This is a genomic window from Micromonospora endophytica (genome assembly GCF_003236305.1).
Classification (GTDB): Bacteria; Actinomycetota; Actinomycetes; order Mycobacteriales; family Micromonosporaceae; genus Micromonospora; species Micromonospora endophytica.
On record NZ_POTX01000078.1, the window covers coordinates 1 to 22,876 of the forward strand.

The following is a 22,876-nucleotide window of genomic DNA, read 5'->3' on the forward strand; positions in this document are numbered from 1 at the left end:
CCCTCCATCACTCCCACGCCGACCGTGACAACTTCGCCTGGCGGCGTTCCCCCGGCCCTGGCGCTGCCCCGGGTGCCCTGGGAAGGGGGACCGTCCTACTACGCCGGTTTCCCGGTGGCGAACGCGGCGGGCTGGAGCAACCCCAACTTCTTCCCGATCGGGGTGTGGTACGAGTCGGTGCTCACCCAGCAGGACATCGACCTCGACCGCGGGGCCGGGCTCAACACCTACGTCATGCTGACCTCGAACTCGGACCTGTCGTTGGTCCGGCGCAACGGCATGTTCGCCATGGTCGACCAGGACGTGCCGGGCAACGGTGCCGAGACGGTCGCCTGGCTGCTCAACGACGAGGTCGACATGTGGGCTGGGTCCGGCAGCGGCACCTGGACCGGAAACTACCCGGGTGAGGGCGAGATCTGCGTCAGCGGTCGACTGGACTGCGGGCACGACGTGCTGCGACGGCTCTCCGCCAAACTGCCCACCGGCGACGGCCGGATGCGCTACGCCAACTACGGCAAGGGCGTGATGTTCTGGGAGCCCGACAGCGAGGCCAGCCGCTTCGTCAACGGCTACACCTCGCTCCTCTCCAACGACATCTACTGGTACACCGACCCGAACGTCTGTCTGTCCTCCTCGGAGGGCCCCAGTGTCGGAGTCACCCCGGCCACCTGCCGCCGCGCCGCCAATTACGGCCTGACCATGGACCGGATGCGCGAGGTCGACGCGCTCGACGGCAAGCGCCAGCCGATCTGGGCCTTCGTCGAGGTGGGACACCCGTTCTCGGAGGCGTCGGCACCGACCATCAACGCCAACCAGATCGCCGGCGCGGTGATGAACTCCCTGATCCACGAGGCCCGGGGAATCATCTACTTCAACCACAACTTCGGTGGGCCGTGCGTCACCCAGCACGTGTTGCGGGACCGGTGCGGCGCCGCCGTCCGGCCGACCGTGACCGAACTGAACAAGCGGATCGCCGGCCTGGCGCCCGTGCTCAACACCCAGTCCTACGCCTGGCAGTTCAACCGGAACCTCGACACGATGCTCAAGGAGTACGCCGGTTCGTACTACGTCTTCGCGATGCCGGGCCGTACCGGTGGCACCGGGCTTCAGCGGCTCACGCTGCCGACGGGGATGACCGGCGCCCGCGCCGAGGTGCTGTTCGAGAACCGGACGGTGCCGATCAGCGGCGGCACGATCCAGGACAACTTCGCTGCAGAACACTCGTACCACATCTACAAGATCACGCGGGCCGGCTGACCGCCTGAGATCGGTAGTGGATGGTCCGGCGTTGTTGGTCGACGGCGTCGGACCGTCGCGTTCTTAAAAAGAATCTGCCGCAGAGTCTGTCGTATTCCTGACTGGTCTCCCGGCACGAATTGGGCAGTAACGGACGGGGTGGAGAATTCGCCAGGCATCCGGCACGCCCCTCCTTGCACGCGAGGCATGTCGATTGGAGACTGGGCAGGCGGTACGGATGGGTGGCGTGGGTGGATCGCGTCCTGGTGGACGTTGTCGTGCCGGTGACGAGAGGGACGCGGTGGACTTCTGGGACCTGACCAAACTCCTCATCCGGCGGTGGTACGTAGCCGGTCCGCTGCTGCTGTTGACAATCGGCGCCACTCTTTTCGCCGCGGTCACGATAGAGCCGAACCATGTGGCGACCAGCTATGTCCAACTCGTCCCGCCGTCGGTCACCCCGAAGGAGAGCGACGGTCGTGCGCACCGGCCACGTAATCCGTGGCTCGATCTCGGCCTGCCGTCGCTGGCCAAGGCGGCCATCCTCACAGTGCAGGACCAGCGGGTGGTGGAAGGGCTCAAGGACGCGGGTTTCACCGACACGTTCACCCTCACCCTCGATCAGGCGCTGCCGATCGTCACCTTCGAGGTCATCGCGCCCACCAAGGAGCAGGCGTCGGCCACCACCCAGGAACTGGTCCGGCACTTCGACGAGAGCGTGGCCCGGCTCCAGACCGACTACGGTGCCGCCGCCGAACAGACCATCACCACGCTCCGGCTGACCATCGGGGAGAACGTCACCGAGTCGACGTCGAAGGTCAAACGGGCCCTGGTCGCCATCGCGGCGGTCGGCATCCTGCTTACCACGGCACTTACCGTGCTGCTGGACGCGGTGATCCGGCGTCGACGGGCGCGGCGGGAGGAGGGTTCCCGGCCCGCCCCGACTTCCGGGATGGTGTACGGTCCGCCGGCCTCGGAGCCGATGCGCCCATGGCAGGCCCGGCGGTCCGAGCCGGATCCGGCCCGGGGACGGCACGACGATCCGGCGCTCGAGCCGGTCCCCGCTGACGCGACGATCATCGTGCCGCGGCCGGAGTGGCCGCTGCGGGACGCCGAGGGTAACCGTCGTTGACCACCTCGCTCGTGCACCCGGCGGACCTCGAGCCGACAAGCGTCTCGCGGGGTCTCTACGCGTCGCGGCGTCGGTACACCCGGGTGGACGCCGCAGTGCTGCTCAGCCTGCTGCTCTGCCTGCTCATGCTCATCCCGGCGAAGCTCATCGTGCCCAACATGACCGATCTGGGGCGGCCGGCGCTCATCATCGCCGTGCTGATGTCGGCCTGGTGGGTCCTGGTCCGCTTCAATCCACGCCTGCCCATGGTGGGGCCGCAACCGCTGCGCTGGGTAGTGCTGCTCTACGTCCTGTGGGCGACGGTCTCCTACGCGGTCGGGTTTCTGCGTGGCCTGACCACGATGGAGGCCAACAGCGCCGACCGCGCCATGCTCTACGTCGCGGCGTTTGCCGGTGTGGTGCTGGTCGTTGCCGACGGACTGCCGAATTGGGACCGGTTCCGGCTTGTTTTCCAGGTGTTCGTCTGGTGTGCCGGATTCATGGCTCTGGTCGGGCTGTTGCAGTTCGTGCTCTGGACCGACGTCACCGTCTATCTGATGGTTCCCGGCCTTGAGCCGAAGGGCTTTGTGCCCGGCTTCGAGGTGCGCGGCGCTGGTGTCCGCGTGGCCAGCACCACGCTGCACTACATCGAATTCAGCGCGGTGATGGCGATGGCCCTGCCGTTCGCGATCCACTTCGCCCGGTTCGCCGCCGAGCGGAAGGTCCGGCAGCGTTTCGTGCTCGTCGCCCTGCTCATCGCCGCAGCCATCCCCACCACGGTCTCGCGGACCGGGTTTCTGGCGGCCGGCCTGGTGCTGCTGGTGATGGTGCCGGTCTGGAACTGGCGGATGCGGTACAACATGGCGGTGACCGCGGTCGGCCTGCTTGCCGCCCTGATGTTCCTCAAACCCGGGCTCATCAACACGGTCATCGGGCTGTTCGCCGGTGCCGCCGACGACCCGAGTGTGACGTCCCGGACCGACCGGTACGACATGGTGCAGAGCTACTTCGTCGCGCGGCCCTGGCTCGGCCGGGGCATCGGCACCTGGGTCTCACCGCAGTACCAGTACCTCGACAACCAGTGGTTCGCCCAAGCGCTCACCGGCGGACTGGTGGGTGTCGCCGCGCTCGCGACTCTGCATCTGGCCGCGATCGCGCTGGCGATTGTCGCGCTACGTCGGGCGGAGCGACCGGAGGACCGACACCTCTGCGCGGCGCTCATCTCGACTCAGCTCATCGCGATAGCTGTCGGGTTCATGTTCGACTCCTTGAGCTTCACCACCTTCGCCACCCTGTTACCGCTCATGATCGGCGCGACTGGCGCGGTATGGCGCTTCACCCATCCGCGACGCGCGGTACGTACCTCAACCGCCCGCTGGTTCGCGGCCTGATAGACGACAGGGCGACAAACATCTTTTCGATTGTGGAATCGGTGGATTGGCCCGGACAGCGGGGGACACTGTCGTTTTCCTCAGCGGTACGACCCGTTCGGCGGAGCAGGATGCGGAAGGGCGTCGCTACCGTCACTCTCAGTTAACTGGGCCGAAAGAGCCTGGTCGTGGCTGGGGCGACGACGGGAGTGGTGAATCATGGGTGGGGGACTAAAGAATCGACTGTGGCGAATTTTGGCAGCCTGTTCGGCGGCGGTTGTCGTCAGCGGCGGATCCGTGGCGCTGGGTGCGCCACGGGTGATGTTCGACAGTGACTCGTGCGATCCGACGGCGAATCCGATCGTCTGTGAGAACAGCAGGGAAGGCACGCCCGGCGAGGTGTGGGACATCGCCGGGTCGGGGGACGAGAGCATCCAGGGCTTCGCCACGGACATCAGCGTCAATGTGGGGGAGCGGATCGACTTCAAAGTCAAGACTGATGCGCTCGACTATCGGATCGACATCTATCGGCTCGGCTGGTACGGCGGGGCTGGCGCGCGCTGGACCAGCGAGATAGCCCCCCTGGCACCGCTACCGCAGGTTCAACCCGCCTGCGTCACCGACCCGGGCACCGATCTGTACGACTGCGGCAACTGGGCGGTGTCGGCGTTCTGGAACGTGCCGGCCACCGCCGTCTCCGGCGTCTACCTGGCCAGGCTGACCCGGACGGACACCGAGGGCGCCAGCCACATCACCTTCGTCGTGCGGAACGACGCCAGCACGTCGGATCTGTTCTTCCAGACCTCCGACACCACCTGGCACGCGTACAACACCTACGGCGGCGCCAACTTCTACCAGGGGCCGATGCGGGGCCGGGCGTACAAGGTGAGCTACAACCGGCCGTTCACCACGCGCAGAGAGGCGCAGGGTCGGGACTTCCTGTTCAGCAATGAATACCCGATGCTGCGATTCCTGGAGCGCAACGGGTACGACGTCAGCTACACCACAGGCGTCGACTCCGACCGGCGGGGCGAGTTGATTCGCCACCACAAGGTCTTCATCGCCACCGGGCACGACGAGTACTGGTCCGGCACCCAGCGCGCCCACGTCGAGGCGGCCCGCGACGCCGGGGTGAGCCTCGCCTTCTTCAGCGGAAACGACATCTACTGGCGGACCCGCTGGGAACCAAGCGTCGACGGCACCGCCACCGCGCACCGGACCCTGGTCTGCTACAAGGAGACCTGGGCCAACGAGCGGATCGAGGAAGACCGGGCGGAGTGGACGGGCACCTGGCGCGACCCGAGGTTCAGCACCCCGGCCGAAGGAGGTGGCCGACCGGAGAACGAACTGATCGGCACCGCGTACATGGCGAACTTCACCGACCTGCCGCTGCAGGTGCCCGCCGAACAGGGTCGGTATCGCTTCTGGCGCAACGCCGGCCTACCCGCCACCGGTACCGCCACCCTGGCCCCGCACATAGTCGGGTACGAGTCGAACGAGGATCTCGACAACGGCTACCGACCGCCCGGACTGATCCGTCTCTCCACTACGGTCGGCGAAACCCCGGAGTATCTCCAGGACTTCGGCAACAACACGGCCCCCGGCACCACCGTGCACCACGCGACGCTCTACCGCGCGACGAGCGGCGCCCTGGTCTTCTCCGCCGGCACCGTGCAGTGGGCCTGGGGACTTGACACCTACCACGACGGCACGGTCGCGCCGGTCAGCCCGCAGATGCAACAGGCCACCGTCAACCTGCTGGCCGACATGGGTGTGCCGGCGGACACGCTGATGGCCGGGCTAACGCCCGCCACGCCCTCCAGCGACACGGAGGCCCCGACCGTCACCATCACCTCGCCCGCAGCCACCCACACGGTCGCCAACGGATCGAAGGTCACCGTGCAGGGCACGGCCGCCGACACCGGCGGCGGCCAGGTCGCCGGCGTCGAGGTCTCCAGCAACGGTGGCGCGAGCTGGCACCCGGCCACCGGCACCACCGAATGGGAGTACGAGTTCTATTCCGCAGGCCTCGGCGCACAGGCCGTTCAGGTACGCGCGATCGACGACAGCGTCAACATCGGCAGCGCCGCGACCCGCCAGATCAACCTCACCGGACCGAGCACCCTGTTCGGGGATCGGGTGCCCCGGTTCTACGCGACGAGTGACAGCCCGTTCGAGCTGGGGGTGCGTTTCGTTCCGCAGGTCGACGGCTTCATCACCGGCATCCGCTTCTACAAGGGGCCGGGCAACACCGGCACGCACATCGGCAGCCTCTGGTCCGACGGCGGCCGCCTGCTGGCGACCGGCACCTTCCTCGACGAGAGCAGTACGGGCTGGCAGACGTTGACCTTCAGCAGGCGGGTGAACGTCTCGGCCGGGACGACCTACGTCGCCTCGTACTTCGCGCCGCACGGGAACTACGCCTACGACGCCTACCACTTCTCGCTGGCCGACCACGTCGCCGGGCCGCTCGTCGCGCCCCGGGCGAGCCCCACCGCGCCCAACGGGGTCCTCAGCTACGACGCCGGCTTCCCGACCCGCTCGTGGGAGGACAAGGCCGTCAACTACTTCGTCGACGTCCGGTTCGTGGCGAGCGAGGACGCGTCGCCCACGGTCGTGACGACCACCCCGCTGGCGGACGCGACCGGCGTACCGCTGGACTCGCCGGTGTCGGCGGTCTTCTCCAAGGAGATCGCGCCGGCCTCGACAGCGTTCACGCTCTGGGACGCAGCGGGTGATCCGGTGCCGGGAAGCACCTCCTACCACGGTCCCACCAGGACGGTGACCTTCACCCCGGATGAACCGTTGCGGCCGGCGCAGCGTTACACGGCGGCTGTCACCGCCGAGGACACCCGGGGCAATCCGACTGACGAGCCGGCGCAGTGGAGCTTCACCGCCGACCTCGACGCGTCGGTCCGGCGGCTCTTCGCTGCCGACGCGGTGCCGACGAATCCGGCCGCCACGGAGGACAACGGCCCAGTCGAGTTGGGGGTCAGGTTCACCCCGGCGGTCAGCGGCTCGGTGATCGGATTGCGTTTCTACCAGGGTCCCGGCAACACCGGTACCCACCTGGGCACACTCTGGTCAGCCGGCGGCACTCCGCTGCGCCAGGTCACCTTCGGTCCCAAGTCCGGTCTCGGCTGGCAGACCGCGGCGTTCGCCGAGCCTTACCAGGTCACCGCGGGCACCACGTACGTGATGTCGTACTTCGCACCCAACGGCAACTACGCCCACGACGAGGAATTCTTCGACACACCGTGGACCAACGGGCCGCTCACCGCGCCGGCCAACGGCAACGGCGTGTACCGCTACGGCTCGCAGGGCTTCCCGACGAACTGGTACCGCAACACCAACTACTGGGTGGACCCGCTGTTCATGCCCGGCCACCTAACGTCACCCCACCAGTCGCCGTCGCCGATTTCGCCGAGCCCGTCACCGAGTCCGTCTTCATCGCCGAGTCCAAGTCCAAGTCCAAGTCCGAGTCCGAGTCCGAGTCCGACGCCGACGCCGACCCCGTCACCGACCCCGTCACCGACCCCGTCACCGACCCCGTCACCGACCCCGTCACCGACGCCGAGCGGGCTGGTCAGTCCGCCAACCGGGGTTAACATCTTCGGCGGATCGGCGGTACCGCAGGTGGCGGCCTGGCCCGACCAGGATGCCGTCGAGGTCGGCGTCGCCTTCAGTGCCACCGGTGACGGTGAGGTGACCGGGATCCGCTTCTGGCAGGGGCCGGGCAACACCGGCCAGCGTGTCGCCTCGCTATGGTCCGCCTCGGGTCAACGACTAACGACGGCAACATTTGTCAACGAAACTGGATCCGGCTGGCAGAGCGTACGGTTCGCCGAACCCGTAGCGGTCACCGCCGGCACGACGTACATCGCCTCCTACCACACGACGACGGGGCACTACGCGGTGAGCATCAACATGTTCCACGGCAGCGGTGTCACCAGCGGACCGCTGCGCGTGCCGGCCAGCGGTGCCCGGTACCGCTACGGCCCCAACGAGTTTCCGAACGCCAGTTCGAACCACAACTACTGGGTCGACGTCTTCTTCGAACCCACAGCTTCCTGACACCGCCTAGGCAGCGTGGCGCCGGTGGGTGCCGCGCTGCGCAGGGAGAGCCCATGACGGCCACCGAGCACCACCAGAAGACCCTGCTGCGGACCGCAGGTCGAGCACTGAGCTGGAGCTTCGCCAGCACCGTGCTGGGTCGGTTGAGCACCCTCGGCATCGGTATCGCGGTGGCCCGGATCCTCGGACCCGACGAGTTCGGCACGTACGCCGTGGCGATGGTGGCGCTGCTCGCCCTGCTGAGCTTCAACGAACTGGGGGTGAGCCTGGCCATCGTCCGCTGGCCCGGACCGCCCGGCGAGATCGCCCCGACCGTGGCGACCATCTCGCTGGTGTCCAGCGCTGTGATCTATCTCGGCTGCTTTTTCGGCGCACCGGCCTTCGCGGCCGCGATGGGCGACCCGGCGGCGGTTCCGGTGCTGCGTCTGATCACCGTGTCCGTCATCGTGTCGGGTCTGGTGGCCACGCCGGTCGCGCTGCTGCAACGGGAGTTCCGTCAGGGCAAGAAAATGATCGCTGACCAGGTCGCCACCTGGGCAAGCGCGCTGACCTCCATCGGCTGCGCGCTGGGCGGTCTCGGCGCGATGAGCCTGGCGATCGGGCATGTCACCGGCGTACTCGCCGGTGCCGTGCTCTTCATCGCCTTCGCCCCGGGGGGCGTGCGCCTCGGGTTCGACCGGGCGAAGGCCGCCGCGTTGCTGCGCTTCGGTGTGCCGCTGGCCGGCTCCGGCATCGTGGTCTTCGCCGTGGGCAACATCGACAAGGTGATCGTCGGTGCCGTGCTCGGGCCGGTGCCTCTCGGCGTCTACGTCCTGGCGGTGAATCTGTCGAACTGGCCGCTGTCGATCTTCTCGCAGCCGGTCCGCGCGGTGGCGCCGGCCGCGCTGGCCCGGTTGCAGCACGACCCCGCCGCGATGCGGACCACCTTCCTCTCCACGGCCGGCCTGCTCGCCTCGGTGACCATGCCGGTGTGCGTGCTGCTGGCCGCCGCGGCCGACCCGCTGATCCGTTTCGTGTACGGCTCGGCCTGGCAGGCGGCCGTCGGTGTGCTGCCGTGGCTCGGCCTGCTGGCGATGCTGCGCATCCTCTTCGAACTCGTCTACGACTACTTCGTGGTGCTCGCCAACACCCGGGCGGTCTTCGCCATCCAAGTGCTCTGGTTGGTGGCGCTGGTGCCGGCGGTCTACGCCGGAGCCCGGTTCGGTGGCACGCCGGGTGCCGCCGCCGCGCAGTTCGGCGTCGCCCTGCTTGTCGTCCTTCCGATCTACCTCTACGAACTGGGCCGGGTAGGTGTGGCGGCGGGCGCGTTCGTGGCGCGACTGCTGCTGCCCATCGTCGGCACCGTGGCGGTGGCGTTCGCCGCGTGGACGGCGACCCGTACCGTCCCGATCGACCTGCTGGCGCTGCTGCTGGCCGGGACGGCAAGCGCGGTTGCGATCGGCTGTCTGCTCTATCGGCTACGCACCGCGCTGCGTGCACTGCGTACCGTCGAGGGCGTCGAGTGAGCCAGTCGGTTCCGGCGCGGTCGACACCGCCGCCTGGGCCAGCACGGCCGCGTTGAAGTCGTCCCGGGTCGCGGTGCCGCGCAGCCGCTCGTATCGCCGGCGCAGCTTGTATGCGGCCAACCCACCAGCGCAGCGCAGGCCATCCGTGGCGCGGGCCAGCGACCCCGGCCCGCCGTGCCGCGCGGCCAGCGCCGACCGGTAGATCTCCTCCTGTACCCGGGCCGCCCGCTGGAGGCTGAACCGGTCCACGGCCAGCTCACGTCCGTACCGTCCGAGCGACGTCCGCAGCGCCGGGTCGCCGATCAGCCGGCGCAGGATGCCGGCCAGCCGGTCGGCCCCGCCGGTGCCGTCACCGATGCCGTACCAGCCCTGCTCCAGGAAGGTCGGGCAGGTCTGCGGGGTCAGCAACTGCCAGAAACCGCGCTCACCCTGCACCACGAGGGGACGGCCGAAGGCCAGCGCCCGCAGCGCCGAACCGCCCATGCCCAACAGCACGTCTGCGGCCGCGTAGGCCGGCCGTGGATCATGCAACTCACCGGTGAGCACGACGGCCGGCACACCGGCCGTGGCGTTCGCCCGCCGTGCCTGCTCCTCGACAACCCCACGCGCCGGTCCGTCGCCCACCACGACCAGCCGTACCGGATGCTCACGGGCCAGCCGACCCACCGCCTCCACCGCGGTCAGCACACCTTCCAGCTTCAGCTCCGACACCAGCCGGCACACCACGGCGAGCAGCAGCGGCGGCGGCTGTCCGGGCGAGCCGTGCAGGCCGTACCGGGCCCGGAAGTCCTCCGCTGGGTGTCCCGGCGCGTTCTCGACCACGTCCACTGGCGGCTCGATCAGGTGAACCGGGCCGGGACGACGGGCCGCGGTGTGGCGTTGCAGGGCCCGGGTGCCGACGACCAGCGGCAGTCGGCCGGGCAGGAACGGGGCCACCGCCATCGACATGACGGTGCAGACCGCGGCGGCGCGGCCACCGGCACATCCGGCATACGACTCCAGACCCGGCGGCCATTCGTAGCCGTGTACGACGTCCAGCCCGCGTACCCGGATCAGGGTCCGCAGCCGCGTCGCCACGGCGGGGGAGGGGCGGCGTCGGCGTCCCGGCAAGGGCAGATGCTCCAGGCCGACTCTCTGTACCCGGTCCACAAGTGGTCCCGGCTCACTCAGCACCACCACCCGGTGACCCAGGTCCCGGACGGCGGCTGCCAGGTCGATCGCGTTGAGCTGGCTGCCCCCGATCTCCATGGCGTGCGGATAGACCAGGACGTTGAGGCTCGTCATGCCGGCGGCTCTCCTTCGGTGGGCGAGGGGTCGGGCAGGTCGACCAGGTCGGCGATGAGGCGGGCCCGGACTGCCCAGCTGTGTCGGGCGGCGAACTCGCGGCGCCGGGCCACCAGGGTCGCCGGGCGTGGCGCGGACAGGGCTGCGGCGACCTGCGCCGCGAACTGCGCCGGCTCGGCGGCGACCTGGATCAGGTCCGTGCCGAGCCAGTTGGTGGCCGGCAACGGGGTGGCCACCACCGCGCGGCCCGCGGCCAGGTACTCCAGGGTCTTCAGCGGAAAACTGGCCTGGTTGAAGGCGGTCTGCGCGTACGGTGTCAGCCCCACGTCGATCACTCGCAGGTAGCCCGGCAGTGCGGCGAACGGCTTGGCTCCCACCCACTGCACGTTGCGCCGCCCCACCAGGGCGTCGAACCGTTCCGGCTGGTAACCGGGGGCACGCGGGCCGACCAGCAGCAGCGAATGCCCGGCGTCGGCTACCGCCTCCAGCAGCGCCAGGTCGATCCGGGAGTTGAGGTGGCCGACGAAGCCCGCCACCGGTCCGGGCAGCCGCACCTCCGCCGCCGGGGGCACCGCGTCGACTTCGGCGTACGCGGCCGGGTCGCAACCGTTGGGCACCAGGAACGCTGGATATCCCGCGTCGGTGTATCGCCGGACCAGCGGTGGCGACACGGCGGCCACGGTCTCCGCGGTCCGCAGGGTCCGCGCCTCGTGCCGCAGCAGCCGCTCACGCGGCATGCCGAGCAGGTCGGCACCGGCGGTGACGTCGTCGGTGGCGTAGAAGAGCGTACGGCGGGCCGGCGCGGCGGACCACAGGTCATCGATCCGGGTGGACACCACTGCGGCGAGCCGGGTGTCGGCGCCGCGCCGGACCGGTGCCGCCAGCCGGGCGACGGCGGCCCGGGTGGCCCGGCGCATCGTCGGCGCCACCAGCCGGTGCAGGCCGGGGCGGGTGACCCCGGGCACCACCCACGGAATGAGCCGGGCCAGGCGTGGCCGCAGCACCCGCAGTTTCGGCTCGTCGGCGAGCCGGCGCAGGTCCGGATGATTACGCAGGGTCAACACGGAGATCGGTGGGTCGACGAAAAGGACCGGAGCGTACCGGCTGAGCTGATCGGCCAGGTGCCGGTCGGTGCCGGCGGGACCGTCGTACTGGGTGGTGGCGAAGTAGACGACCAGATCGGCGCGGTCGCTGAACCGGGACTCAGTCGGTGACACGACGGTCACCGGCGGGAAATCGGGCGGCGAGCGCGGCCCGCCGCAGCGGGAGCGGGGTGCCTGACTTCGCGGAGATCATCACCGCGATGTCGCCGGGCGCGATCCGGTCCAGCAACTCGTCGAGGCCGTGGGCGTCGAGCGGTACCTCCGCCGAGTAGCCGAGGCACCGCATGTCGTCGGTGGCGTACGCGGTGGCGGGTGCACCGAGCACCTCATCCACGAAGACCCCGTAGAGGATCTCCTCGGAGAAGTGCAGCTGCGCCCCGATCGTGGTGGCCCACGGCCGGCCGCTCACCGATTCCACCCGCCGCAGCAGCTCCCGGACGATCCGTGGATCCCACGGCGCCGGCCAGCAGACGTAGTCGGTGAAGGGCGGTGCGGCCGGCGGCAGGCCGAGCAGCTTCCGCGCGACCTGGTGCCACAGCACGTGCCGTGGCAACCGGTCATCGATCTCCCCTGGCTTACGGTAGAAGCAGGCGACCCCGTCACGCTGGAAGTGGTCGATGCCGAACGGTCGGACGAACTCGATGTCCGAGTCGACGAGCAGCACCACGTCGGCCTCGGATCGCGCCGCCGCGGCGAGTTTGACGATCTGCTGAACGATCCAGCCCCGCAGCGGCGGGACCGGACGGCGCAGGTTCAGCCAGCCGTTGAACCCGGGCAACTGCCGGAACGAACGCGGCAGGAACTCCGCGACGTCGTGCACCTCGGCGCCGGCCAGCTGCCCGAACCGGGCCAGGTCGCGGCGCGGCACGATGACGTGCTGCCGGACCGGCCCGACCCGTTGAGCCTCGATCGAACGGTGCAGTTCCGCGCAGAGCGCGAAGTCGGGCGCGTAGCTCGGAGTGATGATGGCGAGTCCAGCCATGCCAGGTCCTCAGTTCGGTCGGCCGCGAGGCGGTCTGGCGCAGACCTGTCGCGGGCCGGATGGTCGGGTGACGCCTCACCGGACGACCGCCGGTGACCAGGCGTCCGGTATCAGCAGTGCGGGTGTGCCTCGCCCGTCGGCCGGCACCGACCAGACGTCGCTGGAGGCCGTACCGGGCCGGCCTCGGGGCAGGCCGTAGAGAACGCTTCGGTCGTCCAGCCACTCCACCTGGTCGTCGACGCTGCGGGTCTCGGCGAGCAGGGTCTCCGTTCCGCTCGCCAGCTCGTAGACCGCCAGCTGCCAACGTCCCGCAGGCAGGTCGCCGCGCCGCTTGAAGGCGATGCGGGTACGGTCCGGCGACAGCGAGGGACACTCGACGTCCTCCCGCAGCGCGGTGAGCCGGCGTGCGCTGAGGCTGCCCTCGACCAGCCAGGTCTTCCCGCCCGAGGCGGCGGTGGCGAAGAAACGGTCGTCGTCGGCGAAGGTGACCCCCCACACGTTCCGGTCCACGGCGGTGACCGCGCGGCCGTCGACCACCAGGTCGAACCGTTCGAGATCGCCGACGACCTCGGCGTCGGCCCGGGTCACCACGGTACGGGTGGAGAACTGTCCCGGGCTGGCGTAGGAGTCGCCGTGCACGAACGTCGTGGTGGCGACCAGCGAGCCGTCGCGCGACAGCCGGGCCCGGCTCGGCAGCCCGACGACGGGCAGCTCACGCCGGGGTGTCCAGTCCGGACCGAGCAGGTGGGCCCGGGACGTGGTGACCAGCCCCCGCTCCGCCGCGACGCACACGGCATCGTTGCGGGTCGCGTACACCCGGTCGCAGGAGACCGGGGTGACCGCCCGGGACGCGGCCGGTTGCGCCAACGCCACCATCGCCACCCGCCCGTAGTCGGGACCCAGCTCGGTGTTGCGGAAGACCACGTGCGGCACGGCACGTACCGCGGCCAGGTCGGCGCGGGGCGGTGCGTCGGCCCCTGCGGCCTGCACCACCGGCTGCCGCTGCCGGCTCTGCCAGACGTAGCCGGACGCGCCACCGGCTGCCGTCAGCAGGACCACCGCCAACACCGCCAGCCGCAGACGCGGACTCAGTCGAGTCATGCCGGGGCCTGCTCCGGGTGGGCCGCACCGGCCGCCGGTACGACCCGGTCGACGCCGCGCAGCAGCCACCCGGCGACCGGCACCGCCACGGCCAGCAGGGCGGCGAAGAGCAGCAACGCCCGCTGCGGACCCTGCACACTCCACAAGAGTCCGAACAGGACGGATGCGGCGAAGCGGGCCAGCACCACTGTGGTCTGTGCGGCGGCGATGCCACTGCCCCGCGCGCCGGCGGCCACCAGCCGACTCACCAGCGCGGCGAGCACACCGTCGGTGGCGGCGTAGAAGCAGCCGAGCAACAGCAGCACGGTCAGGGTGAGACCGACGTTCCCGCCGGGCAACGCGGCGAGCAGGTAACCGCCGAGCAGCGCCAGGTGCCCGGCGACCAGCACCCGGGCCCGACCGACCCGGTCGGCCAACCGGCCCACCGGCACCGCCAGCGCCAGGTAGGCGATGTTGGTTCCCACGTACAGCAGCGGGAAGTAGCGGGCGGCCACGTCGTCGCGGCTGTGCAGGGCCAGGTAGAGGAAGCCGTCGCCGATGGTCAGCACGCCCAGCAGCGCGGCAGCCAGCAGTGGACGCCGCAGCTTCCGTCCGGTGACCTCCGTGAGCATCCGGCGGGGATGCTCGACCCGGGTCGCGGTAGGCAGATCCGGCACGTAGAGCACCAGCACCGCCAGGCCGGCGACGGCGAACGCGAAGGAGACCACGAAGATGGAGTCGTAACCACCGGGCACGAGCAGCAACAGCGCGAAGGCGACAAGCGGCCCGAGGGCGGCGCCGACGGTGTCCAACGCCCGGTGGACGCCGAACGCCCGGCCGAGCGCCTCAGGCTTCGACACCGCAGCGATCAGGGCGTCGCGGGGCGCGGTGCGCAGCCCCTTGCCCAGCCGATCGGCCGTGACCACCGCGGTGATGGCCGCGAAGCTCGTCGCCGGCAGCATCGCCAACCGGCTCACCGCGGACGCGCCGTAACCGGCCACGGCGACCCACTTGGGATGCTGACCCCGGTCGCCGAGGTAGCCTCCCGCGATCCGCACCGCCGCGCTGACACCCTGGTAGAGACCGTCGAGGACACCGTAGGCGACGGGAGCGAGACCGACCATGGCGGTGAGATAGAGCGGCAGGACCGAGGCCACCATCTCCGACGACACGTCGGTGAGCAGGCTGACCGTGCCGAGCAGCACGACGGTTCCGGAGACACGACGCAACGGACCGCCGGCCCCCCGATGGCCGCTGCCACCCGGCCGGTCCCGCAGCGTCACGTACACGGCATCCCCCACTCCCGGCCCGAACCCTGCCGAACCGCCCACCCGGAACGGCTCCGGCGTCGCGTTGCGCCGTCAGCCGGCGCCGAGCGCCACCCGCAGCGCGGTGACTACCTGTTCCTGCTGCTCGGCGGTGAGCTGCGGATAGATCGGCAGGGAAAGCAGTTCCGGCGCGATCCGCTCCGCGTTCGGGAAGGCGCCCTCGGGATAGCCGAGACCGGCGAAGGCCGGCGTCAGGTGCACCGGCACCGGGTAGTGGACCGCGGCGCCGACGCCTGCCGCGTGCAGCCGGGCCAACACCTCGTCGCGGCGGGCCGGGGTGCCGTCACCGGGAACCCGCACGCAGTAGACGTGCCACACGTGTTCGTTGCCGGGCAGCGTGGTCGGACGGAGCACCTCGACCGACTCCAGCAGCGCGTGGTAGCGGGCCGCGGCGGCCTGCCGCAGCGCGTTCCAGGACGCCAGCCGGGCCAGCTTGGCCCGCAGCACCACCGCCTGGAGTCCGTCCAGGCGGCTGTTCACACCGATCACGTCGTGCACGTAGCGGCGCAGACCGCCGTGACTGCCCAGCCGCCGGACCGCCGTGGCGAGGTCGGCGTCGACGGTGACCACCGCGCCGGCGTCGCCGTACGCCCCCAGGTTCTTGCCGGGGTAGAAGCTGGTCGCGGCGATGCCGTCGGAGCCCGCGCCGCGTCCGTGCCGGGTCGCGCCCTGACACTGCGCCGCGTCCTCCACCACTGCGACGTCCCGCCCGACCAGACCGGCTCGCAGGCGCTCGACAGGTGCGAGTTGGCCGTAGAGGTGCACCGGCACGATCGCCCGGGTCGCCGGCGTGATCGCGGCGAGTGCCGCGTCGACGTCGATGAGGTACGACTGCGGGTCACAGTCGACAAGCACCGGTCGGGCGCCGCTGCGGGCGACCGCCTCCGCGGTGGCGATGAAGGTGTTCGCCGGCAGGATCACCTCGGCGCCAGCCCCGACACCCACCGCACGCAGTGCCAACTCCAGCGCGTCGGTGCCGTTGGCCACCCCGACACAGTGCGGCAGTCCGCTGAACGCGGCATACTCCCGTTCGAAGGCGGCGACCTCGGCGCCACCGATGAACGCGGCGTCGGCGATGACCCGCTTGAAGCCGGCCTCGACCTCCTCCGCGATCTCCGGATGCGCGGCGGTGAGATCGACGAGCGGAATCCCCGGCATGATCAGCTCCCCACGGTCTTCGGTGCGGCCCCTCGTGCGACAGGTGCCGGCCCCAGTGCCGCCGCCCGTCGTGTCCCGTTTCCCCGGGCCGCGCCGGTCGGCCCGGCCCCGATCGACTCCGCCTGCGTCGACCCGGTCCCCGGTGCCGGTCCCGCAGGGCTCGAGGGCGGTACGGTGCCGCGCAGGCGGCGGGCCGGGTTGCCGACCCAGACCTCGCCCGGCGGCACGTCGCGCAACACCACCGCACCCATCCCGACCAGCGACCCCTCGCCGATTGTCACGCCCTCCCGGACCAGCGCGCCGGCACCCAGGTACGCCCCCGGTGCCAGCACGACGCCCCCACCGAGCCGGACCCCGGAGGCGATGGTGGCGTGGTCGCCCACCCTGCCGTCATGGGTGAGCACGGCGTGCGGCATCACCGCGACGTGGGCCCCGACGGTCACCTCCGCGGTGAGCACCACGCCGGCGAGCAGGACCGAGCCGGGACCGATCGTGCAGGCGCTACCGATGTGCGCGCCGGGATGCACGATCGTGGCGTACCGGTCGGCCGGTAGGCCGAGTCGGCGCACGACCCGCTGCCGAACCGTGTGGTCGCGGGGGTTGCCGACGCAGACGACGGCCGCCGTGTCACCCCATTCCGCCATCCGGTCGAGCCCGCCGAGGACGGGCAGACCGACGCGTTCGGTGCCGTGCAGGGCCGGATCGTCGTCGAGGAAACCGAGCAGCTGCCAGCTCGGCCGCAGGTCGTTGACGGCGCGTACCGCCGCCACGGTCTCCCGGGCGAACCCGCCGGCGCCGACGACGACCAGGCCGCGCATCAGGCGGCCAGCTTGCCGAGCACGGACACGATGTGATCCTGGTCGTCCTCGGTCAGCGCGTGGTGCAGCGGCAGGATCAGCGAGTCGCGGGTCAGCCGCTCGGTCACCGGCAGCGGCGCGGGGGTCACCTCCGCGTACGCCGGTTCCAGATGGGCGGCCATGATGCCGCGCCGGGCCGAGACCCCGGCCGCCGCCAGCTCGGCGAGCACCTCGTCACGGCCGGTGGCGTACTTCCGGTCGATCCGTACCCAGAACGACTGGAAGTTGGTCTGGCCGTGCCCGGGATCGCGGACCGGCACCAGACCGCCGATCGGCGCGAGCAGTTCGTGGTACCGCGTGGCCAGGGCCCGTCGGTGCCGCACCAGCTCCGCCAGCCGACCGAGCTGGACGAGCCCGATCGCGGCCTGGATGTCGGTCATCCGGTAGTTGAAGGCGGTCTCCAGGTACTGCTCCAGCACCGGCTGGGCGCTGGCGTGCCGCTCTGCGGCGGACACGTTCATCCCGTGCTCGCGCAGCCGGCGCAGCCGGGCGGCCCAGTCCGCGTTGTCCGTGGTGACCATCCCACCCTCACCGGTGGTGAGCAGCTTGCGGGGATGGAACGACCAGGCCGCGATGGTGGCGCCGGTGCCGACCGGTCGGCCGTACGCCGTCGAGCCGGCGGCGCAGGCAGCGTCCTCGACAAGTGCCACCTGCCACTCGGCGGCGGCGGCTCGCAACGCGACCACGTCGAACGGCACACCGCCCTGGTGCACGGCGATGATCGCCCGGGTCCGGGACGTACGCACCGCATCGACAGTCGCGACCGTCAGGTTGCCCGTGTCGAGGTCGACGTCGGCGAAGACCGGCGTCGCTCCGACGTAACGCACCGCGTTGGCCGTGGCGATGAAGGAGAACGACGGCACGATCACCTCGTCGCCCGGGCCGATGTCCTGCACCACCAGCGCCAGGTGCAGCGCGGTGGTGCAGGAGCTGACAGCGACCCCGTGACCGGCGCCGACCAGGGCCGCGAACTCCTGCTCGAAGCGGGCCACCCGGGGGCCCTGAGCCACCCAGCCCGAGCGGACCGCCTCGGCGGCGGCCTGCGCCTCCTCCTCGCCGAGCTGCGGGATCATGACCGGGATGCGGCGCTCACTCACTGCTCTGCCCGCCACCAGTCGACCAGGCCGGAAAGGCCCTCGTGCAGGCCGATCTCGGCACGGAAACCCAGCTTCTCGGCGGCAGCGCTGGTGTCGGCCAGCCGACGGGTGACGCCGTTCACCGCGCGGGCGGGCCCGAACTCGGGGGCCAGGTCGCACTTCATGACCTCGCTGAGCGCCTGCGCCAGCTCCCGCAGGCTGGTCTCGGTGCCGCTGGCGATGTTGAACACCTCATCGGTCGCCTCGGCGCGGGCGGCCAGGATGTTGGCCCTGGCGATGTCGGCGACGTGCACGAAGTCCATCGTCTGCCGGCCGTCGCCGAGGATCAGCGGCGGTCGGCCCGCCTCGATCCGTTCCATCCACCGGATCAGCACCTCGGTGTAGAGCCCGTGGATGTCCATCCGGGGGCCGTACACGTTGAAGTAGCGCAACGCGACGTAGTCCAGCCCGGACATGCTGTGGAAGCTGCGTGCCATGGCCTCGTTGAAGGCTTTCGCCGCACCGTAGAAGGTGTCGTTGTGGTACGGATGGTGCCGCTCGCTGGTCGGGAACTCGTCGGCGAGGCCGTACACCGAGGCCGACGAGGAGAGCACCACCTTGCGTACGCCGGCGGCGCCTGCCGCCTCCAGCACGTTGAACGTCCCGTCGACAAGCACCTCGTTGGCCAGCCGGGGCTCCTCGGCGCACTGGGTGATGCGGATGGCCGCCAGGTGGAACACCAGGTCCATGTCCCGGGTCAGCTCCCGCACCAGCGCGACGTCCCGGATGTCGCCCTCGACGAGTCGGACCTCGGCCTGCGACAGGGCCCCGGCGAGGTTCTCCCGCCGGCCCCGGACGAGGTTGTCGAGCACGACGATCTCGGCCGCACCGCCAGCGACCAACTCGTCCACGACGTGGGAGCCGATCGTGCCCGCCCCACCGGTTACCAGGGCGCGCGCCCCGGCGATCTCCACCGCGCTCATGACAGCGACTCGCTCCAATCGTTGATCTCGATGAACCTGCCGTCCTCGGTGAGGCTGCGGGACGCCGCCTCCAGGGTGGCGAGAACGCGCAGGCCGGAACGGCCGTCGGTGAGCGCCGGAGTGCCGGTACGGATGGAGCGGGCATATTCCTCGACCATGGTCCGCAGCGCCTCCCGCTCGGTGAGCGCCGGCGCGACCATGTCTCCGGAGCGGTACGACACCAGCATCTCCCGTCGCTGCTCGTCGCCGAGTTCCTCCGACGACGCGACCTCCACCCCCCGATCGAAGATGGAGAGTCGCTGACCGGGGTTGAGGTCGTCCCAGACGAGTGTGCGTTTCGAGCCGCCGATGAGCATTTTCCGCACCTTCACCGGCGACAGCCAGTTGACGTGCAGATGCGCGATCGCTCCGGTGTTCAGCCGCACGGTCAGATAAGCGAGGCAGGCGCGGCCCGCCCCGATGCGGTCCGCGCCATGCGCGGACACCGCGACCGGCGCCACCCCGGGCGGCAGGACGAAATCGAGAATTGACAGGTCGTGCGGGGCAAGGTCCCACATCACGTCGATGTCGCGCTGCACCAGCCCAAGATTGATCCGTACGGAGTCCAGGTACTGCAATTCGCCCAGTTCCCCGTTGTGCAGCAGGTCCCTGATACGCAACACCGCAGGGGTGTAGCAGTAGGTGTGGTCACACATCAGGGACAGGCCGCGGTCGGCGGCCTCGGCCACCAGAGCCCGCCCCTGCGCGGAGCTGGCCGCCAGTGGTTTCTCCACCAGCACGTGCTTGCCGGCCCGCAGCGCCGCCATCGCCACCTCGAGGTGCGTGGCGGCGGGCGTCGCGATGGCCACCGCCTGCACCGCCTCGTCGGCGAGCACCCTGGCCAGGTCGTCGGTGGCCCGCGCCGTCGAGTGTTCACCGAGCACCCGCTCGGCCCGTTCGACGTCGAGATCACAAAGCCAGTGTTGCCGAAATTCGACAGAAGTTTGAAAATTGCGAACGAGGTTGGGACCCCAGTATCCGGCGCCGACGACGGCGATGCCGATCGGATCGCCGCTGGCGACTTGAATTCCGTTCACGGGCACCCGTTTCACTGGCGGGACAGGACGCGTACGCGCAGCGGCCAGCTTCAGGCCGGCCCGTCCGGCAAGCTATCGACATCGCCATTCGACGCGCCAGCCCAGTGACGGAATTCCAACAGTGCGCGCCAGGTCACTCATCCATTCGGAATGCCCCGCAATTCCCGAGTGCCCCATTGCGTCCGGCCGTTCAGTCAGGCTCCGGGTAGAGGTTCTGGAGACGAACCTGACCGCGGGCGACCAACCGGCCCTCGGCATCGGTGACCTCCACCTGCCACAACTGCTGGCTGCGCCCCCGATGCACCGGCGTGCCGACCGCGGTCAACTCGCCGTCGCGCACCGCTCGCAGGAAGTCGGTCTGGTTGGCCACCCCGACCACCCGGCCGCGCTCGCCCAGCCAGTAGCCGGCGCCCAGGCTGGCCGCCGTCTCCACCACCGAGCAGTAGACCCCGCCATGCTGGATGCCGTACGGCTGGTGCAACTCCGGACGAACCCGCCACCGGATCGTCACCCGGTCACCGCTGATCTCGTCCAGCTCCAGCCCGAGCAGGGCGAAGAACCCACCCGACATCTCCGGCAACTCCACGGCACACCTCCTGATCTTGGGCCTCGCCAGCCTAGTGCCGGTGTCCGCCGTACGAACCCGGTAGGGCGGGACCGGGGTCATGGGGGAGAATCGGTGACCGTGACCGACAGCAACCTCCCGCCGACCGGACGGGACTCTCTCACAGATGACCTGCGGTGGCGCGGCCTGATTCAGGACTCCACCGACCCCGAGGAGCTCACCACGCTGCTCGACGGCCCGGCGGCCACCTTCTATGTGGGCTTCGATCCCACCGCGCCGAGTCTGCACGTCGGTCATCTCATGCAGGTCGCCACGGCCCGCCGCCTCCAGCTCGTCGGGCACCGGCCGCTGCTGCTGGTCGGCGGCGCGACGGGACAGATCGGGGATCCGAAGGAGAGTGCCGAGCGCACCCTCAACTCCCCGGAGGTCGTCGCCGGCTGGGTCCAGCGGATCCGCGACCAGCTCGCCCCCTTCGTGTCGTACACCGGCGACAACGCGGCCCGGCTGGTCAACAACCTGGACTGGACCGGCGAGATGTCGGTGGTGGAGTTCCTGCGGGACGTGGGCAAGCACTTCCCGGTCAACCGGATGCTGGCCCGGGAGGTGGTCCGGGCCCGGCTGGAGACGGGGATCAGCTTCACCGAGTTCAGCTACCAGCTCCTCCAGTCCCACGACTTCTTCGAACTGCACCGCCGGTACGGCTGCCAACTCCAGTTCGGCGGCTCGGACCAGTGGGGCAACATCACCGCGGGCGTCGACTACGTCCGCCGGCGCGGCCTCGGCCCGGTGCAGGCGTTCACCACGCCGCTGGTGACCAAGTCCGACGGCGCGAAGTTCGGCAAGACCGAGGGCGGCGCCGTCTGGCTCGACCCCGAGATGACCAGCCCGTACGCCTTCTACCAGTTCTGGGTCAACGTCGACGACCGGGACGTCAGCCGGTACCTGCGCTACTTCAGCTTCCGTTCCCGTGCGGAGTTGGAGGCGTTGGAGAAGGAGACGGCGGAACGACCGGCGGCCCGTGCCGCCCAGCGTGCCCTGGCCGAGGAGCTGACCACGCTGGTGCACGGCGAGCGGGAGATGGCCCAGGTCGTCGCGGCCAGCCAGGCGTTGTTCGGGCGGGGGTCGCTGACGGAGCTGTCCGCGGCGACGCTGCGGTCGGCGCTGGCCGAGGCCGGGCTGGTGCACCTCGACGAGCTGCCCGACGTGGCGGGGCTGCTGAAGGAATCCGGTCTGGTGTCGGGCCTGAAGGAGGCGCGACGGGTCATCACCGAGGGCGGCGCGTACGTCAACAACACCCGGGTCACCGAGGTGGACGCGGTGGTGTCGCCGGCCGACCTGCTGCACGGCCGGTACCTGGTACTCCGTCGGGGCAAGCGTTCGTTCGCCGGTGTTGAACTGCGTAAATAGCCGTACGTCGACGGTGTGACCGGGGACGCGTCCGGCGAATTTGACGATGGTCGCGCCGGACGCGTAACTTTCTCTCTGCCAGCGCGGAACGGACGAACGAGGCGAAAGCCCCGGAGGCCGGAGCGCAGGAAGTGACCTCCGGGTCGGCCGGGTTCTCCCCGGTCCGAGCCGGTACGGGCGGTGCCCCGGATTCGCCGCGAGGCGGATTTGGTGAAGCGGAGCCGACCGGGTAAGGTTCACGACCGGCGGAGAGCTGGGCGCGCTCGCGGGAGACCGCAAGCGGCCGGTCCGCCAAAACCACGGCGCGAGCGATGTGAGTCAATCACGACGTGGTGCCCGAATGGTGTGAAGCACGACAAACCGCCGCAGAGCGGTTTGACACGGCGGAAACCAGCGGGTAACGTAGTAAAAGTGCCCGGCGCGAGAGTGGCGGGTGTGGGACATGAAGCCCCGGATGTGTGCCTGCTTGGTGTGGGTGTTCTGATGGTGTGTGGTTGTTCTTTGAGAACTCAACAGGGTGCTTGATAAGCCAGTGCCAATTGATTTATTGCCCTGTGCTGGTTGGGTCTTCGGATCTGGCTGGTTTGGGATTCCTTTGGCAACATTTTGTTTGTTGTCGGGATGGATTGTTCAACAGGTTTTTGTTGGAGAGTTTGATCCTGGCTCAGGACGAACGCTGGC

At 70.1% G+C, this 22,876-nt stretch carries 17 protein-coding genes; 6 read left to right on the top strand and 11 right to left on the bottom strand.

The features are described 5' to 3' along the window. From C1I93_RS13860 to C1I93_RS13880, 5 genes are all read left to right on the top strand, one after another. Positions 1–1,257: hypothetical protein (locus C1I93_RS13860; RefSeq protein ID WP_220039574.1), on the top strand; the 1,257-nt coding region annotated here is incomplete at its 5' end. A gap of 280 nt (positions 1,258–1,537) precedes the next feature. Continuing rightward, entirely contained in the window at positions 1,538–2,368 is an 831-nt protein-coding gene (locus tag C1I93_RS13865) for a hypothetical protein (protein ID WP_111243690.1), read from the top strand. After that, on the top strand, positions 2,365–3,738 hold the full coding sequence (locus tag C1I93_RS13870) for an O-antigen ligase family protein (protein WP_111243691.1): 1,374 nt from the start codon (positions 2,365–2,367) through the stop codon (positions 3,736–3,738). Before C1I93_RS13865 ends, C1I93_RS13870 begins: the two co-directional genes overlap by 4 nt. A gap of 300 nt (positions 3,739–4,038) precedes the next feature. Further along, positions 4,039–7,791 (top strand): DUF4082 domain-containing protein, encoded by a 3,753-nt coding sequence (locus C1I93_RS13875; protein WP_223256217.1) that lies wholly within the window; start codon positions 4,039–4,041, stop codon positions 7,789–7,791. A gap of 53 nt (positions 7,792–7,844) precedes the next feature. After that, complete coding sequence (locus C1I93_RS13880; RefSeq protein ID WP_111243693.1) at positions 7,845–9,296, top strand: lipopolysaccharide biosynthesis protein; 1,452 nt, start codon at positions 7,845–7,847, stop codon at positions 9,294–9,296. Here C1I93_RS13880 and C1I93_RS13885 read toward each other — a convergent pair. The 11 genes from C1I93_RS13885 to C1I93_RS13935 all read right to left on the bottom strand — a co-directional run bounded on the left by C1I93_RS13885 (position 9,249) and on the right by C1I93_RS13935 (position 20,794). After that, positions 9,249–10,580 (bottom strand): glycosyltransferase family 4 protein, encoded by a 1,332-nt coding sequence (locus C1I93_RS13885; protein WP_111243694.1) that lies wholly within the window; start codon positions 10,578–10,580, stop codon positions 9,249–9,251. The genes C1I93_RS13880 and C1I93_RS13885 overlap by 48 nt on opposite strands. Next, on the bottom strand, positions 10,577–11,797 hold the full coding sequence (locus C1I93_RS13890; protein WP_146603497.1) for a glycosyltransferase: 1,221 nt from the start codon (positions 11,795–11,797) through the stop codon (positions 10,577–10,579). Before C1I93_RS13890 ends, C1I93_RS13885 begins: the two co-directional genes overlap by 4 nt. Then, positions 11,784–12,665: a DUF6492 family protein gene (locus C1I93_RS13895; RefSeq protein WP_212808544.1), complete on the bottom strand. Its 882-nt coding sequence runs from the start codon at positions 12,663–12,665 to the stop codon at positions 11,784–11,786. The genes C1I93_RS13890 and C1I93_RS13895 overlap by 14 nt, the downstream gene beginning before the upstream one ends. 75 nt (positions 12,666–12,740) lie before the next feature. Beyond that, positions 12,741–13,766, bottom strand: a complete 1,026-nt coding sequence (locus C1I93_RS13900) for a TolB-like translocation protein (RefSeq protein WP_146603498.1) — start codon at positions 13,764–13,766, stop codon at positions 12,741–12,743. Further along, on the bottom strand, positions 13,763–15,046 hold the full coding sequence (locus C1I93_RS13905; protein WP_223256212.1) for an MFS transporter: 1,284 nt from the start codon (positions 15,044–15,046) through the stop codon (positions 13,763–13,765). The genes C1I93_RS13900 and C1I93_RS13905 overlap by 4 nt, the downstream gene beginning before the upstream one ends. A gap of 60 nt (positions 15,047–15,106) precedes the next feature. Continuing rightward, positions 15,107–16,231: a DegT/DnrJ/EryC1/StrS family aminotransferase gene (locus tag C1I93_RS13910; protein WP_111243698.1), complete on the bottom strand. Its 1,125-nt coding sequence runs from the start codon at positions 16,229–16,231 to the stop codon at positions 15,107–15,109. A 2-nt stretch (positions 16,232–16,233) separates the two neighbouring features. Beyond that, complete coding sequence (locus tag C1I93_RS13915) at positions 16,234–17,049, bottom strand: acetyltransferase (protein ID WP_111243699.1); 816 nt, start codon at positions 17,047–17,049, stop codon at positions 16,234–16,236. Then, positions 17,049–18,185: a DegT/DnrJ/EryC1/StrS family aminotransferase gene (locus C1I93_RS13920; protein WP_223256213.1), complete on the bottom strand. Its 1,137-nt coding sequence runs from the start codon at positions 18,183–18,185 to the stop codon at positions 17,049–17,051. Before C1I93_RS13920 ends, C1I93_RS13915 begins: the two co-directional genes overlap by 1 nt. Continuing rightward, positions 18,182–19,147: an NAD-dependent epimerase/dehydratase family protein gene (locus C1I93_RS13925; RefSeq protein WP_111243700.1), complete on the bottom strand. Its 966-nt coding sequence runs from the start codon at positions 19,145–19,147 to the stop codon at positions 18,182–18,184. The genes C1I93_RS13920 and C1I93_RS13925 overlap by 4 nt, the downstream gene beginning before the upstream one ends. Beyond that, entirely contained in the window at positions 19,144–20,223 is a 1,080-nt protein-coding gene (locus tag C1I93_RS13930; RefSeq protein ID WP_111243704.1) for a Gfo/Idh/MocA family protein, read from the bottom strand. Before C1I93_RS13930 ends, C1I93_RS13925 begins: the two co-directional genes overlap by 4 nt. Positions 20,224–20,413: 190 nt before the next feature. Next, positions 20,414–20,794, bottom strand: coding sequence for a PaaI family thioesterase (locus C1I93_RS13935; RefSeq protein WP_223256218.1), 381 nt, complete (start codon positions 20,792–20,794; stop codon positions 20,414–20,416). A 114-nt stretch (positions 20,795–20,908) separates the two neighbouring features. Here C1I93_RS13935 and tyrS point away from each other — a divergent pair, with 114 nt between their 5' ends. After that, positions 20,909–22,195: a tyrosine--tRNA ligase gene (gene tyrS / locus C1I93_RS13940; protein ID WP_111243705.1), complete on the top strand. Its 1,287-nt coding sequence runs from the start codon at positions 20,909–20,911 to the stop codon at positions 22,193–22,195. Positions 22,196–22,876: the final 681 nt, after the last annotated feature.